At 69.3% G+C, this 15350-nt stretch carries 12 protein-coding genes; 11 read left to right on the forward strand and 1 reads right to left on the reverse strand.

Translation table 11 applies throughout. The annotated features are described in order from the left end of the window. The first annotated feature begins 20 nt into the window (after positions 1-20). The 10 genes from ngcE to ACGFZS_RS48965 all read left to right on the forward strand — a co-directional run bounded on the left by ngcE (position 21) and on the right by ACGFZS_RS48965 (position 13839). Entirely contained in the window at positions 21-1472 is a 1452-nt protein-coding gene (gene ngcE, locus ACGFZS_RS48920; RefSeq protein WP_393654519.1) for an N-acetylglucosamine/diacetylchitobiose ABC transporter substrate-binding protein, read from the forward strand. 28 nt (positions 1473-1500) lie between these two features. Then, positions 1501-2427, forward strand: a complete 927-nt coding sequence (locus ACGFZS_RS48925) for a sugar ABC transporter permease (RefSeq protein ID WP_359217185.1) — start codon at positions 1501-1503, stop codon at positions 2425-2427. Between the two features lie 4 nt (positions 2428-2431). Continuing rightward, complete coding sequence (locus tag ACGFZS_RS48930; protein ID WP_393800701.1) at positions 2432-3331, forward strand: carbohydrate ABC transporter permease; 900 nt, start codon at positions 2432-2434, stop codon at positions 3329-3331. Positions 3332-3625: 294 nt separating this feature from the next. Beyond that, the gene (locus ACGFZS_RS48935; RefSeq protein WP_393800702.1) at positions 3626-4825 is read left to right on the forward strand and encodes an ROK family transcriptional regulator; all 1200 of its coding nucleotides are present in this window, start codon (positions 3626-3628) and stop codon (positions 4823-4825) included. Positions 4826-4958: 133 nt separating this feature from the next. After that, positions 4959-6050: a substrate-binding domain-containing protein gene (locus tag ACGFZS_RS48940; RefSeq protein ID WP_359217176.1), complete on the forward strand. Its 1092-nt coding sequence runs from the start codon at positions 4959-4961 to the stop codon at positions 6048-6050. Positions 6051-6375: 325 nt separating this feature from the next. Beyond that, complete coding sequence (locus ACGFZS_RS48945) at positions 6376-7167, forward strand: ATP-binding cassette domain-containing protein (protein ID WP_355724003.1); 792 nt, start codon at positions 6376-6378, stop codon at positions 7165-7167. Then, positions 7164-8513 carry a sugar ABC transporter permease gene (locus tag ACGFZS_RS48950; protein ID WP_393800703.1) on the forward strand — a complete coding sequence of 450 codons (1350 nt, stop codon included), beginning with the start codon at positions 7164-7166 and terminating at the stop codon, positions 8511-8513. The genes ACGFZS_RS48945 and ACGFZS_RS48950 overlap by 4 nt, the downstream gene beginning before the upstream one ends. Positions 8514-8707: 194 nt before the next feature. Next, the gene (dxs, locus tag ACGFZS_RS48955; protein WP_393800704.1) at positions 8708-10624 is read left to right on the forward strand and encodes a 1-deoxy-D-xylulose-5-phosphate synthase; all 1917 of its coding nucleotides are present in this window, start codon (positions 8708-8710) and stop codon (positions 10622-10624) included. Between the two features lie 203 nt (positions 10625-10827). Next, positions 10828-12324 (forward strand): amino acid permease, encoded by a 1497-nt coding sequence (locus tag ACGFZS_RS48960; RefSeq protein WP_393800705.1) that lies wholly within the window; start codon positions 10828-10830, stop codon positions 12322-12324. Between the two features lie 72 nt (positions 12325-12396). Beyond that, the gene (locus tag ACGFZS_RS48965) at positions 12397-13839 is read left to right on the forward strand and encodes a glycosyltransferase family 39 protein (RefSeq protein WP_393800706.1); all 1443 of its coding nucleotides are present in this window, start codon (positions 12397-12399) and stop codon (positions 13837-13839) included. A 27-nt stretch (positions 13840-13866) separates the two neighbouring features. On the opposite strand, the gene ACGFZS_RS48970 is transcribed toward ACGFZS_RS48965, so the two are convergent. Next, complete coding sequence (locus ACGFZS_RS48970) at positions 13867-14238, reverse strand: NTP pyrophosphohydrolase (protein ID WP_365685773.1); 372 nt, start codon at positions 14236-14238, stop codon at positions 13867-13869. A gap of 64 nt (positions 14239-14302) precedes the next feature. On the opposite strand from ACGFZS_RS48970, the gene ACGFZS_RS48975 reads away from it, so the two are divergent. Continuing rightward, positions 14303-15319 (forward strand): hypothetical protein, encoded by a 1017-nt coding sequence (locus ACGFZS_RS48975; protein ID WP_393800707.1) that lies wholly within the window; start codon positions 14303-14305, stop codon positions 15317-15319. Positions 15320-15350: the final 31 nt, after the last annotated feature.

Raw genomic sequence — 15350 nt, forward strand, 5'->3', positions numbered from 1 at the left:
GAGAGGGCGAGGACTTGAGCATGGGATCCACTTCCGCAGCGAACCACGGTTCCGAGGGTGTCGGCCGCCGCGATCTGATCAAGCGTTCGGCCGCACTCGGCCTGGTTTCGGTCCCCACCGTCGGATTCCTCTCCGCCTGCGCCAGCAGCGGCGGAGGCGGCCAGTCCAAGGACAAGGCCGGCAAGAAGACGACCAAGAACCCGCTGGGCGTCAACGACACCGCGCAGATGGAATTCGTCCTCTTCGACGGCGGTTTCGGGAAGGAGTACGCCGAGGACGCGGTCAAGATCTACGAGAAGGACTTCCCGAAGGCCAAGGTCAAGTTCTCCGCCACCCAGAAGATCCAGTCCACCCTGCAGCCCCGCTTCAACCAGGGCACCCCGCCGGACCTCATCGACAACTCCGGTGCCGAGCAGATGGACATGGGCGTCCTCGTCGGCAAGAACCAGCTGGCCGATCTGACCCCGCTGCTCGACGCGCCGTCGTACGACGACCCGAACAAGAAGGTCCGCGACACGCTGCGGCCCGGGATCGTCGAGATGGGCCAGTTCGACGGCGACCCGGTCTGGATCATGTACTACGCCTACACGGTCTACGGCGTCTGGTACTCGCAGAAGGCCCTGGACTCGCTGGACGCGGAGTACCCGCAGACCTGGGACCAGATGATCGCCGTCTGCGAGAAGGCCAAGAAGAAGGGCATGGCCGGCTGGACCTACGCCGGCAAGTACCCGTACTACCTCCCCTTCTCGCTGTACCCGATGATCGGCAAGGTCGGCGGCGTCGAGGTCCTGAACGCGATCGACAACCTGGAGCCGAACGCCTGGAAGCACCCGGCCGTCAAGGCGTGTTTCGAGGCCTATTACGAGCTCTACAAGAAGGGCTACATCCTCAAGGGCACCCCGGGCCTGGACCACATCCAGTCGCAGACCGCCTGGGCGCAGGGCAAGGCGCTGTTCATCCCGAACGGCTCCTGGGTGGAGAACGAGTCGGCGAACGTCATCCCCTCCGACTTCAACCTCGCCGTCTCCGCGCCCACCGGCATCGACAAGAACGACAAGATGCCGTTCGGCACCATCTGGGCCTCCGGCGGCGAGCCGTTCATCGTCCCGGCCAAGGCCGCGAACGCCGAGGGCGGCATGGAGCAGCTGCGCATCATGCTCAGCGAGGCCTCCTCCAAGAACTTCACGTCGAAGGTGAAGTCGCTGACCGCGTACAACGGCGGCACCGACGGCATCACCCTCACCCCCGGCCTCACCTCGGGTGTCGCCGCGCTGAAACTGGCCGGCTCGAACGTGGTCAACCCGCGGCTCCAGGACTGGTACGTGCAGCTCCAGAAGGAGAAGATCGGAGTCTCCGGCCTCGGCGAGATGATGGCCGGCCGGCTCACCCCGGCCGAGGCCGTCAAGAAGATCCAGGGCTTCGCCGACGAGGCCGCCAAGGACAGCTCGATCAAGCACTACAAGCACCAGTAACCAGAAACCCGACGGCACCGGAGTGGCGATGCAGCACGGCAAGTACCGGTTCATTGTGGGGTTTCTGGCGCTGCCCCTCGGACTGTACGCGCTCTTCGTGGTGTGGCCGTTCATCCAGTCCATCTACTACTCGTTCACGGACTGGACCGGCCTGAGCCCCGAATTCAAGATGGTCGGCCTGGACAATTACCGGAGGATGCTGCACGACGACATCTTCTGGAAGTCCTTGCAGCACAGCTTGATGTTCGCGCTCGTGCTGCCGCTGGTGACGATCAGCCTGGCGCTGTTCTTCGCCTTCATGATCAATGTCGGCGGCCGGAGAAGGAGGGGCGGCCCGGTCATCTCCGGGGTCCGGGGCTCCTCCTTCTACAAGATCGTCTATTTCTTCCCGCAGGTGCTCTCGATCGCGATCGTCTCGCTGCTGTTCGCCTTCGCCTACAACCCGGACAGCGGCGCGATCAATTCACTGCTCCGCGGAATCGGCCTGGACAATATCCAGCCACTCTGGCTGGGCGACCCGAGCCTCGCCCTGTGGTGCGTGATGGCCGTCCTGGTCTGGTCCACGGTCGGTTTCTTCGTGGTCCTCTTCTCGGCGGGCATGGCGTCCATCCCCACCGACCTCTACGAGGCCGCCCTGCTCGACGGCGCCGGCCGCGCCGCCACCTTCTTCCGCATCACCCTGCCGCTGCTGTGGGACACGGTGCAGTCCGGCTGGGTCTACATGGGCATCCTCGCGCTCGGCGCCGAGTCGTTCGCGGTCGTACAGATCATGACGACCGGACCGGGCGGCCCGGACTACTCGACGACCGTGATGGTCCTGTACGTGTACCAGAAGGCGTTCCGGGACGGTCAGGCCGCCTACGCCACCACCATCGGCGTCGCCCTGCTGGTCGTCACCCTCGCCTTCGCGGCGATCGTGATGCGGCTGGGCCGTCGCGAGCGGCTGGAGTACTGAAGCGATGACGACGACCGAGACCGATGTCACTGTCACCAAGGTCGAGCCCCCCGCGTCGAAGCCGCCCCGGCCCAGGCGCGAGGGCGGGGTCCTCAACGTCTTCTCGCACGGCGTCCTGGTCATCTGGGCCGTGATGGTGGTCACACCGCTGCTGTGGGCGGTGATGACCTCGTTCAAGGACGACAAGTCGATCTTCAGCTCGCCCTGGGCGCTGCCCGACAAGCTGCACTTCGACAACTGGTCGCGGGCGTGGACCCAGGCCAACATGAGCGACTACTTCCTGAACACCGTCCTGGTGGTCGGCGGCTCGCTCATCGGCACCCTGGTCCTCGGCTCGATGGCGGCCTACGTCCTCGCCCGCTTCGACTTCCCGGGCAACCGCTTCATCTACTACCTGTTCGTCGGCGGCATGAGCTTCCCGATCATGCTCGCCCTGGTCCCGCTGTTCTACGTCGTGAACAACCTGGGCCTGCTGAACACGATCCACGGCCTGATCCTGGTCTACATCGCGTACTCGCTGCCGTTCACGGTCTTCTTCCTCACGGCGTTCTTCCGTACGCTCCCCACCTCCGTGGCCGAGGCCGCCTTCGTCGACGGCGCCTCGCACTCCCGCACGTTCTTCCAGATCATGCTCCCGATGGCCAAGCCCGGCCTCATCAGCGTGGGGATCTTCAACTTCCTCGGCCAGTGGAACCAGTACATGCTCCCCACGGTCCTCGACACCGACCCCGACAAGCACGTCCTCACCCAGGGCCTGGTCCAGCTGGCCGTCAGCCAGGGCTACAAGGGCGACTGGTCCGGTCTTTTCGCGGGCCTGGTGATGGCCATGCTCCCGGTGCTTGCCGCATACATCATCTTCCAGCGCCAGGTGGTGGCGGGTCTGACCGCCGGTGCTTTGAAGTAGCGGAACGTCTGCGCCCCGAAAGGGGCGCGGGGAACTGCGCGACCAGCCACGACGGCGCCGCGCCCACACTCCACATGAGCCCTCCGCCCTGCTGGCCAGTGGCCTAGACATGTCGAAAGCATGTCCCTCAGGCAACCCCCGAACCGCGAACGATTTCTGTCAAGGTCTTGACGGCGGTAACCCGTTCAGCAGAGCTTGGAGTTCATAACTTGTAAGTGACCCGGTTCCAGTGATGTGACCTGGGTCACGTTGGCGGCATCGTGGCCGCCTCCGATGGCGGGAGTGGATGGGTCGATGGAGACTCCGGGGTCGCAGTCGTCGCTGCACCGAGCCAACCTGGAACGTGTCGTACGGGCCGTACGACTGGCCGGATCGCTCACGCAGGCGGAGATCGCGCGCACGACCGGCCTGTCGGCGGCGACGGTCTCCAACATCGTGCGCGAACTCAAGGACGGCGGAACCGTCGAGGTCACGCCCACGTCGGCGGGCGGCCGCAGGGCCCGCAGCGTGAGCCTCAGCGGAGACGCCGGGATCGTCATAGGGGTCGACTTCGGCCACACCCACCTGCGCGTCGCGATCGGCAACCTCGCCCACCAGGTGCTGGCCGAGGAGTCCGAGCCCCTCGACGTGGACGCGTCGTCCAGCCAGGGCTTCGACCGCGCGGAGGAACTGGTCAACCGCCTGATCGCGGCGACCGGCGTGGACCGTTCGAAGATCGCCGGCGTGGGTGTCGGCGTCCCCGGCCCGATCGACGTCGAGTCCGGCACCCTCGGCTCCAGCGCGATCCTGCCCGGCTGGATCGGCGCGAGACCCGCCGAGGAGCTCAGGCTCCGCCTCGGCGTCCCCGTCCACGTCGACAACGACGCCAACCTCGGCGCCCTCGGCGAGCTGGTCTGGGGCAGCGGCAAGGGCGTCCGCGATCTCGCGTACATCAAGGTCGCGAGCGGTGTCGGCGCCGGTCTGGTGATCAACGGGATGATCTACCGGGGTCCCGGCGGCACGGCGGGCGAAATAGGGCATATTACACTCGACGAGTCCGGCCCGGTCTGCCGCTGCGGCAACCGCGGCTGCCTGGAGACCTTCGCGGCGGCCCGCTACGTGCTGCCGCTCCTCCAGCCCGGTCACGGTCCCGACCTGACCATGGAGGGTGTCGTGCGGCTGGCCCGGGACGGCGACGCGGGCTGCCGTCGGGTGATCGCCGACGTCGGCCGTCACATCGGCAGTGGTGTGGCCAATCTCTGCAACCTGCTGAATCCCAGCCGGGTGGTGCTCGGCGGCGACCTCGCCGAGGCCGGAGAGCTGGTCCTGGGGCCCATCAGGGAGTCCGTGAGCCGCTACGCGATCCCCAGTGCGGCCCGGCAGCTCTCGGTGCTCCCGGGGGCCCTCGGTGGCCGTGCGGAGGTGCTCGGAGCGCTTGCTCTCGCGCTCAGTGAGATGGGCGATTCGACCCTTTTGGACGGGTCGTTGCCGGCCGCCACACCTGCCTTCACTTAGAGAACGAATGGCGCCGTTGCCATCTCGTTAAGTATTTACTTCTTGACGTCGAACTTTCGGCCGAGTTGACTTCGAGCCACCTCGGCCGCAGCGTTGCGGCCCTGTCAGGGAGGCACCCCCAATGAACGCAACGATGCGTAGAGTCGTGATCGGCACCGCCGCGGTTTCCATGGCGCTGTCGCTCGCCGCCTGTGGCAAGGCCGGCGATGACAAGAAGAGCGACTCGTCGAGCAGCAGCTCCTCCGGTAGCAAGACCATCGGCCTGCTGCTCCCCGACAGCGTGACCGCGCGCTACGAGAAGTTCGACAAGCCGTACTTCGAGGCGCAGGTCAGCTCGCTGTGTGCCGACTGCAAGGTCGAGTACGCGAACGCTGCCGGTGACGCGGCCAAGCAGGCCCAGCAGGTCAGCAGCATGGTCACCAAGGGCGTGAAGGTCATCGTGATCTCCGCCCAGGACTCCGCTGCCATCAAGTCCTCCATCGACGCGGCCGTCGCCAAGGGCATCAAGGTCGTCGCGTACGACCGCCTCGCCCAGGGCAAGGTCTCGGCCTACGTCTCCTTCGACAACGTCAAGGTCGGCCAGCTCCAGGGCGAGGCCCTGCTGTCCGCCCTCGGCTCCAAGGCGACCACCAAGTCGAAGATCGTCATGATCAACGGTGACGACGCCGACCCGAACGCCGCCCAGTTCAAGGCGGGTGCCCACAAGGCCCTGGACGGCAAGGTCGACATCGCCTACGAGCAGTCCGGCCTGTGGAAGGACACCGTCGCCGCGCAGAAGGTGAAGGCGGCCATCACGCAGCTCGGTGCCAAGAACATCGCGGGCGTCTACTCCGCCAACGACGGCATGGCCGGTGGTATCGCCACCACCCTCAAGGGCGCCGGCATCAGCGGCATCCCGCTGACCGGTCAGGACGCGGAGCTCGCGGGTATCCAGCGCATCGTCGCCGGCACCCAGTCCTCCACCGTCTACAAGGCGTTCAAGCCGGAGGCCGACGCCGCCGCCACGATCGCCGTGGACCTGCTGGAGGGCAAGAGCATCTCCTCGCTCGCCACCACCACGCAGACCAGCGGTTCCGGCGAAAAGGTGCCCTCGCAGCTCCTCACCCCGGTGTCGGTCACCAAGGCCAACATCAACGACACGGTGATCAAGGACAAGCTGTACACCGTCGCGGACATCTGCACCGCCGAGTTCGCGAAGGCCTGCAAGGCCGCCGGCCTGCAGTAGTCAGCACCGGAGCCGTACGGCTCCGGCCGCCAGCGCCCGGGTGATCGCAGTACGACACCCGGGCCCCGGCCGCCCGACGTGCACGGCCCTTCCGCAAGGTGCCCACCCCGTCCGGCGGTCTCGCGAAACCCCTCCGACGCCCGCTCCGGCCTTCATACCCCGCTGCCGGAGCGGGCGTCGGACGGACCCGTTGCCAAGCGTGACGGATTCGCGCATGTTCATCTTGTAAACCGCGTGCGAACACCGACGACACCCCGAGGTACCGCACGACCCTCCGCGCCTGATCAACAAGCGCGGCATCCCCGCCGGTCAGGCGGCGAAGGAGATGGTTCACGTGTCCGCTACGCCCGTGCTGGCGTTGCGCGGAGCCTCCAAGCGATTCGGTGCGGTCCAGGCCCTCACCGATGTCGACCTGGAGGTCCACGCCGGAGAAGTGGTCGCCCTGGTGGGCGACAACGGCGCAGGAAAGTCGACCCTGGTCAAGACGATCGCGGGTGTGCACCCCATCGATGAGGGCGTCATCGAGTGGGAGGGCAACCCGGTCAGCATCAACAAGCCGCACGACGCCCAGGGGCTCGGCGTCGCGACGGTCTACCAGGACCTCGCGCTCTGCGACAACCTCGACGTGGTCGGCAACCTCTTCCTCGGTCGTGAGCTCCTGCACCGGGGCGTCATCGACGAGGTGACGATGGAGAAGCAGGCGCGCGAGCTGCTGAGCACGCTCTCCATCCGCATCCCGAGCGTGCGCATCCCGATCGCCAGCCTCTCCGGCGGTCAGCGCCAGGTCGTGGCCATCGCCCGCGCCCTCATCGGCGACCCGAAGGTCGTCATCCTCGACGAGCCCACCGCCGCCCTCGGTGTCGAGCAGACCGCGCAGGTCCTCGACCTCGTCGAGCGACTGCGCGAGCGCAACCTCGCCGTCATCCTGATCAGCCACAACATGGCCGACGTCAAGGCGGTCGCCGACACCGTCGCCGTGCTGCGCCTGGGCAGGAACAACGGGTTCTTCCCCGTGAAGAGCACCAGCCAAGAAGAGATCATCGCCGCGATCACGGGCGCCACGGACAACGCCGTGACCCGTCGTGCGGATCGTCGCACTCCGGAGGCGGCAAAGTGAGCGAGACGTCCAAGACCGTGAAGGGCGAAGAGTCGCCCGAGCTCGGCAAGACCGAGGTGGCCGAGGCCGCCCCGACCACGGTGGCCCCCGCCGACGACCCCACGGCCGCGCCGGTCACGGTCGTCGACCCGCGGCTGCTGGTCCGTGAGGAGGGCTTCAAGGGCTACCTCACGGAGTTCAAGCGCCGGGTGCGCGGCGGTGAGCTGGGCTCGCTGCCGGTCGTCATCGGCCTGATCATCATCTGGACCATCTTCCAGGTGAAGAACAGCCTGTTCCTCAGCGCGGACAACCTCTCCAACATCAGCTACTTCCTCGCGGCCACCGGCATGCTCGCCATCGGCCTGGTGTTCGTACTGCTGCTGGGCGAGATCGACCTGTCCGTCGGCTCGGTGAGCGGACTCGCCTCCACCGTGTTCGCCGTCTTCGTGGTCAACCACGGAATGAACCAGTGGCTGGCCCTGATCCTCACGATCATCACGGGCATCGGCATCGGCGCGCTGCACGGCTGGTTCTTCGCCAAGATCGGCGTACCCGCGTTCGTCGTCACCCTGGCCGGCTTCCTCGGCTGGAACGGTCTGATGCTGTGGCTGCTGGGTGACAGCGGCACGATCAACATCCCGGCCGACAGCGGTCCGGTGCACATCCTCGGCCAGTCCTCCTTCTTCATGGACCAGGCCATCATCGGCGCGTACCTGCTGGCCGGCCTCGGTGTCGTGCTCTCGGCGCTGGGCCAGTTCAACGAGCAGCGCCGGCGCCGTGCCGCTGGTGTGCCGTTCCGGCCCACCAGCGAGATCGCCATCCGCGTCGCCCTGCTGGCGATCGCGTCCTTCGTGGCCGCGGCCGTCCTCAACAACGCGTCCGGTGTCTCCAACGCGCTGGTGATCTTCCTGGCCTCCCTGGTCGTCGTCGACTTCGTGCTCCGTCGTACGACCTTCGGCCGCAAGGTCTTCGCGGTCGGCGGCGGCATCGAGGCGGCCCGCCGTGCGGGTATCAGCGTGCCGCTGGTCCGGATCACGGTCTTCGCCATCTCCGGCGGCTTCGCGGCGATCGGCGGCATGTTCTTCGCCGGTCAGACCGCGAGCGCCACGCTCAACGCCGGTGGCGGCAACACGCTGATGCTCGCCATCGCGGCGGCGGTCATCGGTGGCACGTCGCTGTTCGGCGGCCGCGGCACGGTGTGGTCGGCCCTCCTGGGCATGCTGGTCATCCAGTCGATCCAGACCGGCCTCGACCTGCTGAACATGAACACCTCGATCCAGTACATGATCACCGGTGGTGTTCTGCTGGGTGCCGTCGTCATCGACTCGGTCTCCCGCAAGAGCCAGAAGGCGGCCGGGCGCGGATAGCGCCTCCGAGCCAGCACAGCTGTGCCCGGTGTCCGAAAAGGCACCGGGCACAGCTGTGTCTCAGGAACCCTTTCGATGGGTACGGCCGTTCGCGTGACGTATGACGTACAGCCCGGCGTCGTCCCGCCCGGGCGGAACATTAGACTCGACGAGCCCGGCAACAGCTCGATCAGCTCTACTGCAAGGAGGCACGGGTGCCGCTGCTGACCCGTATCAGGGGACCGCGCGATCTGGACCGGCTCAGCCCCGAGGAGCTGGTCCAGCTGGCAGAGGAGATCCGGAGCTTCCTCGTGGAAGCGGTCTCCAAGACCGGCGGACACCTCGGTCCCAACCTGGGCGTGGTCGAGCTCACCATCGCCCTGCACCGCGTCTTCGACTCCCCGAAGGACAAGGTGCTCTGGGACACCGGCCACCAGTCCTATGTGCACAAGCTGCTCACCGGCCGGCAGGACTTCTCGAAGCTGAAGCAGAAGGGCGGCCTGTCCGGCTACCCCTCGCAGGCCGAGTCCGAGCACGACGTCATCGAGAACAGCCACGCCTCCACGGTCCTCGGCTGGGCCGACGGCATCGCCAAGGGCAACCAGCTGCTCGAACGCGACGCCCACGTCGTCGCCGTCATCGGTGACGGCGCCCTGACCGGCGGCATGGCCTGGGAGGCGCTGAACAACATCGCCGACGCCAAGGACCGCCCGCTGGTCATCGTCGTCAACGACAACGAGCGCTCCTACGCCCCGACCATCGGCGGCCTCGCCAACCACCTGGCGACCCTGCGCACGACGGACGGGTACGAGCGGTTCCTCGCCCGCGGCAAGGACCTGCTGGAGCGCACCCCGGTCGTCGGCAGGCCGCTCTACGACACCCTGCACGGCGCCAAGAAGGGGCTGAAGGACTTCATCGCCCCGCAGGGCATGTTCGAGGACCTGGGCCTGAAGTACGTCGGCCCGATCGACGGCCACGACATGGAGGCCCTGGAGTCGGCGCTTGCCCGGGCCAAACGGTTCGGCGGCCCGGTGATCGTGCACTGCCTCACCGAGAAGGGCCGCGGCTACCAGCCCGCCCTCCAGGACGAGGCCGACCGCTTCCACGGCATCGGCCCCATCCACCCCGACACCGGCCTGCCGGTCAAGGCCTCCGGCGCCGACTGGACCTCCGTCTTCGGCGACGAGATGGTCGAACTCGGCAAGGAGCGCAAGGACATCGTCGCGATCACCGCGGCCATGCTCCAGCCGGTCGGCCTGAAGAAGTTCGCGGACACCTTCCCGGACCGGATCTACGACGTCGGCATCGCCGAGCAGCACGGCGCCGTCTCCGCCGCCGGCCTCGCCACGGCGGGCCTGCACCCGGTCTTCGCCGTGTACGCCACCTTCCTCAACCGCGCCTTCGACCAGGTCCTCATGGACGTGGCCCTGCACAAGTGCGGGGTGACCTTCGTCCTGGACCGGGCCGGCGTCACCGGCACCGACGGCGCCTCCCACAACGGCATGTGGGACATGTCGATCCTCCAGGTCGTCCCCGGCCTCAGGCTCGCCGCCCCGCGCGACGCCGAGCAGGTCCGAGCCCAGCTCCGCGAGGCCGTCGAGGTCGACGACGCCCCCACGGTCGTCCGCTTCTCCAAGGGCGCGGTCGGCCCCGCCGTCCCCGCCGTCGGCAAGGTCGGCGGCATGGACGTCCTGCGCGAGCCCGGCACCGACACCCCGGACGTGCTCCTCGTCTCCGTGGGCGCCCTCGCCCCCATGTGCCTGGAGATCGCCGGCCTCCTCGACCGACAGGGCATCTCCACGACCGTCGTCGACCCGCGCTGGGTCAAGCCGGTCGACGAGGCCATGGCCCCGCTCGCCGAGCGCCACCGGGTGGTCGTCACCGTCGAGGACAACAGCCGCGTCGGCGGCGTCGGCTCCGCCGTCGCCCAGGCCCTGCGCGACGCCGGCGTCGACGTCCCCCTCCGCGACTTCGGCATCCCGCCCCGCTTCCTCGACCACGCGTCGAGGGCCGAGGTGATGGCGGAAATCGGTCTCACGGCCCCGGACATCGCCCGCCAGGTCACCGGCCTGGTGGCCAAGCTGGACGGCACGACCACGGAAGTCGACTCGGTGGAGCCCGCAAGGGACTGATGCTCTTGAGGCGCCCCTAGCCGGAGCGCCCCTCTAGGGGCGCGGGGAACTGCGCGACCAGCCACATCCGGCCCGCGCTCCCCGACGAATCCCAAACCACCCCGATGGGCCGGTCTCACCTCTCCGGTGGCGAGACCGGCCCATCTGCGTGAACCTGCCTTTGCCGGGCATACGCACCCCCGGCCCTCTCGGGAGGTAGGCACGTGAGCAGCACGCTCTTCAGGACCAAGAACGTCGAACAGTCCATCAAGGACACCGAGGAACCGGAACACGCGCTCAGGAAGTCGCTGTCGGCCCTGGACCTCACGGTCTTCGGCGTCGGCGTCATCATCGGCACCGGCATCTTCGTCCTGACCGGCACGGCCGCCAAGAACACCGCGGGCCCCGCCGTCGCGCTCTCCTTCGTCGTCGCCGGCGTCGTCTGCGGCCTCGCCGCACTCTGCTACGCCGAGTTCGCCTCCACCGTCCCGGTCGCCGGTTCGGCGTACACCTTCTCGTACGCCTCGCTCGGCGAGTTCCCCGCGTGGATCATCGGCTGGGACCTGGTGCTGGAGCTGGCGCTCGGCACGGCGGTGGTCGCCGTCGGCTGGTCGGGGTACATCCACTCGCTGCTCGACAACGCCGGCTGGCACCTGCCCGCCTACCTCAGCGGACGCGACGGCGCCCACGGCTTCGGCTTCGACATCCTCGCCGCCGCCCTGGTCCTCGTCCTCACCGCGATCCTCGTCGTCGGCATGAAGCTCTCCGCGCGGGTCACCTCGGTCGTCGTCGCCATCAAGGTCGCCGTCGTGCTGGTCGTCATCGTCGCGGGCGCCTTCTTCATCCACAGCGGCAACTACAGCCCCTTCGTGCCGCCCAAGGAGCCCGTCGCGGCCGGCGGCAACCTCAAGGCACCGCTGATCCAGCTGATGTTCGGCTGGGCCCCCTCCAACTTCGGTGTGATGGGCATCTTCACCGCCGCGTCGGTCGTCTTCTTCGCCTTCATCGGCTTCGACGTGGTCGCCACCGCCGCCGAGGAGACCCGCAACCCCCAGCGGGACGTACCGCGCGGCATCATCGGCTCCCTGATCATCTGCACCCTGCTGTACGTCGCCGTGGCCATCGTGGTGACCGGCATGCAGAAGTACACCGAGCTGTCCGTGGACGCCCCGCTCGCCGACGCCTTCAAGGCCACCGGGCACCCCTGGTTCGCGGGCCTGATCAGCTTCGGCGCCGCCATCGGCCTGACCACGGTCTGCATGATCCTGCTCCTCGGCCAGTCCCGGGTGTTCTTCGCGATGAGCCGGGACGGGCTGCTGCCGAGGTTCTTCTCGCACACCCACCCGAGGTTCCGCACCCCGTACCGGCCGACCATCCTGCTGGGTGTCGTCATCGCGATCGTCGCCGGCTTCACCAGTCTCAGCGAACTCGCCGAACTGGTGAACATCGGCACGCTCTTCGCCTTCATCGTCGTCGCGATCAGCGTGATCATCCTGCGCAACACCCGCCCCGACCTGGAGCGCTCCTTCCGCACCCCGTGGGTGCCGGTGCTGCCGATCGTGTCCGTGCTGGCCTCGCTGTGGCTGATGCTCAACCTGCCCGCCGAGACCTGGCTGCGGTTCGCCATCTGGATGGTCATCGGCTTCGTCGTCTACTTCCTCTACGGCCGCTCGCACAGCCGTCTCGCCGGACAGGAGCGGACACCGGTGGACGCTCCGTGAACACCAGGCTCGCCACTCCGGCCCCGTATGTCCCGTCCGGATGGGACTGCGGGGCCGGATAGCGTGCTCTCCATGCTTGTCGCACCCCTCGTCCCGCCACGGTCCGTAGTCGCAGGGAAGGGGTACTGGGCGCGGCTGCTGCCGCTGCTCGCGCTGCTGGCCTGTGTGACCCGGGTGCCGTCCTTCCTGCGCCCGCTGTGGAACCCGGACGAGGGCTATCTCGCGGTACAGGCCCGCATACTGGCGCGCGGCGGACAGCTGTACGAGACGGTGGTGGACCGCAAGCCGCCGCTGCTGCCCTGGCTGTACGAGGGGGTGTTCGCGGTCTTCGGGTCCGGGTCGCTCACCCCGGTCCGGGGGCTGGCGGTGCTCGCCCAGCTGGCCACCGCGGTGCTGCTGGCCTCGATCGCCCGGCGCCGCTGGGGCGGCCGCGCGGGCCGCAGCGCCGGGGTGCTGTATCTGCTGGTCTCGGTGGGGCTCAATCCGGAGGACGCGCAGGCGGCCACCTTCGAGGTGTTCATGCTGCCGTGCACGGCGGCCGCGATGTGGTGCGCCGACCGCCGCCGCTGGGGCGCCGCCGGGGCCGCCGTCGCCTGCGCCTTCCTCACCAAGCAGACCGGCGGTGCGGTGCTGGTGCCGGTGCTCTTCCTGCTGCACCGGTACGGCGCCCCCGGCCGCGCGCTGCCGCGGCTGGCCGCCGGCGTCGTCCTGCCCGTGCTCGGCGTGGCCCTGGTCACCGACCCGGCCGGCTTCGCCTTCTGGACGGTCACCGGCTCCGGCGCCTACGCCTCCTTCACCGGCTCCGAACTCCACGTCCTGGCCCGGGCGTTGACCAACACCGCGATCCTCGCCGCGGCCTGCGCCGGACTGCTGCGGCCGATCGCGCGCGCCCTGCGGATCGCCCGCACCGGCGCCGCCGACCTGTGGCTGTGGCTGGCCGCGTCGGTGGTCGCCGTCACCCTAGGCTTTCACTTCTTCGGCCACTACTTCCTGCAACTCACCCCGCCCGTCGCCCTGTTGGCCACGGCCGCGCTGCAGATCCTGCCGCGGGAGCGGACCTCGGCCGCCGTCCTCACCTCGGCCTGCGCCTGCGTCCTGTTCCTGACCTGGGGATTCCTCGCCCCCCGGCCCGAACTCGCGCACGCCCAGCGGCTCGCGGTCACCCTCGACCGCCGTACCGCGCCCGGCGACCCGGTCCTGGTGTGGGGCATACACCCGGAGACGTACTGGCTCGCCGACCGCGCCCCCGCCACCCGCTATCTCACCGCCGGTCTCCTCACCAACTTCAGCGGCGGCCGGGACGGCCCCCAGGTCGGCGAGAAGTACGCCGTCGAGGGCAGCTGGCCGGTCTTCCGCGCGGAACTGGCCGACCGGGCCCCGGCCCTGGTGATTGACGACTCCCGGGGCAAGCGGTACGGCCCGGACCGCGTCCCCAGCCTGCGCCGCTTCCTCGCGGCACGGTACGAGCAGGTGGGCGAGGTCGACGGGGCGGTGCTGTACGCACGGGTGCCGTGAGCGCCGGCGGCCGTCCGGGGGCGGGGCCTAGCCCAGCACCGAGCGCGGCCCGACCACCTCCGCGCCCAGTTCCGTCACCCGGCGCCGCAGTTCGCGGTCGGCGGTGACGACGAGGCGGGGGCGGCCGGGGTCGTCGGCGGCCAGCTCCACGATCCGGTCGTCGCCGCTGCCGGGCGCCGACTCCACCCGCACCCCGGCCACCGACTCCACTCCACGGGCCGCGCCTTCCACGACGAGCACCAGTTCCACCGGGGTCGGATGCCCGGGCAGCCCCTGCTCGGCCAGCCGGTCGCGCAGCCGCTCCGCGGCTCCCTTGCGGTCCCGCCACCAGCCGTCCGGCCGGGACCCGACGACGTTCGCGCCGTCGACGATGACCAGCAGGGGAGCTTCGTCTTCCATGCCCCCAGCCTCGCATGCCCGGGGCCGGGCCACTGCCCCGAACGGCCCCGCTTAGAGTGAAGCGGTGAACGGCGACTGGCTCCTCCGCGGCCGTGACGGCCGGCTCAGTGTCTATCTGCCGTCGGGCGACACCGTGCTGTGCCGGGCCGAGCGCGGCCCCGGCAGCCCCTGGGGCACTCCCCGGCAAGTGGGCGGCGACCAGCGGCTGCTCCCCGGCTTCGCGGTGGGGCAGGGGGCCGACGGCTATGCCCACCTGGTCGCCTGGCGGCCCACCGTGGACGGCGAGTCGGGGCTCGTCCACTCCACGCACTTCCGGCCCCACCTGGCCGCCCTGGACTGGAAGCCGATCGGCCACCCGAGCAGGAAGGGCCAGGTCACCGGAGCCCCGGCCGTCGCGGTGGACGCGCAGGGCCGGGCCCATGTCTTCGTCCGCAACCGGGGGCGCGGGGTGGGCATGATCGCGCAGAAGGAGAAGGGCGGCTGGGACCCCTGGCGGGATCTCAAGGGCCGGCTGGTCGAGGACGGGCTGGCGGCGGTGACGGGCGAGTCCGGGCGGGTGGAGCTGTACGCGGCCGTCCCCGGCGGGATCGTGCACTGGCGCCAGGAGGCGGCGGGCAAGCCGCCGGTGCTGCGGGAGGCACTGGAGTCCCCGGTCCGCCCGGGCACCCTCACCGCCCTCGCCACCTCGGCCGAGAGCACGACCGTCTACTACACCGACGAGTCCGGCGACCTGTGCGCCTGGCGGCCGGGCGGCAAGCCGTACACCCTGCTGCCCTCCGCCGGGCCCGGCCCGGTCGCCGCGGTCCGCTGCGAACTCGACGGCTACGACTGCACCCTGCTCGCCCAGCGCTCGGCGAGCGGCCGGGTGGCGTTCGCCGCGTATCCGACGCAGGACGAGCGGGCCGGCGCCTGGTGGACCGAGTCCGGACCGCAGCTCCCGGCGGACGCGACGGTCGCCCTGACCACGGACGGGGACGGCCGGGTGACCGCGGCGACCCGGTCGCCGTCCACCGGGCAGATCCTGCTGGCCCGCCGCAAGGACGAGCCGGGGCTGGCGCTGGAGGCCTGGCGCGAGGCCTGACGTGTCTGGCTGGGGGCACGGTCTGAAGGAC

The organism is Streptomyces sp. NPDC048288 (assembly GCF_043201555.1).
In the GTDB taxonomy this organism is placed as follows: domain Bacteria; phylum Actinomycetota; class Actinomycetes; order Streptomycetales; family Streptomycetaceae; genus Streptomyces.

Excerpts from the sequence above, each read along its gene's own strand:
- ngcE (WP_393654519.1), top strand. The coding sequence starts at position 21 with ATGGGATCCACTTCCGCAGCGAACCACGGTTCCGAGGGTGTCGGCCGC.
- ACGFZS_RS48925 (WP_359217185.1), top strand. The coding sequence starts at position 1,501 with ATGCAGCACGGCAAGTACCGGTTCATTGTGGGGTTTCTGGCGCTGCCC.
- ACGFZS_RS48930 (WP_393800701.1), top strand. The coding sequence starts at position 2,432 with ATGACGACGACCGAGACCGATGTCACTGTCACCAAGGTCGAGCCCCCC.
- ACGFZS_RS48935 (WP_393800702.1), top strand. The coding sequence starts at position 3,626 with ATGGAGACTCCGGGGTCGCAGTCGTCGCTGCACCGAGCCAACCTGGAA.
- ACGFZS_RS48940 (WP_359217176.1), top strand. The coding sequence starts at position 4,959 with ATGCGTAGAGTCGTGATCGGCACCGCCGCGGTTTCCATGGCGCTGTCG.
- ACGFZS_RS48945 (WP_355724003.1), top strand. The coding sequence starts at position 6,376 with ATGGTTCACGTGTCCGCTACGCCCGTGCTGGCGTTGCGCGGAGCCTCC.
- ACGFZS_RS48965 (WP_393800706.1), top strand. The coding sequence starts at position 12,397 with ATGCTTGTCGCACCCCTCGTCCCGCCACGGTCCGTAGTCGCAGGGAAG.
- ACGFZS_RS48970 (WP_365685773.1), bottom strand. The coding sequence starts at position 14,238 with ATGGAAGACGAAGCTCCCCTGCTGGTCATCGTCGACGGCGCGAACGTC.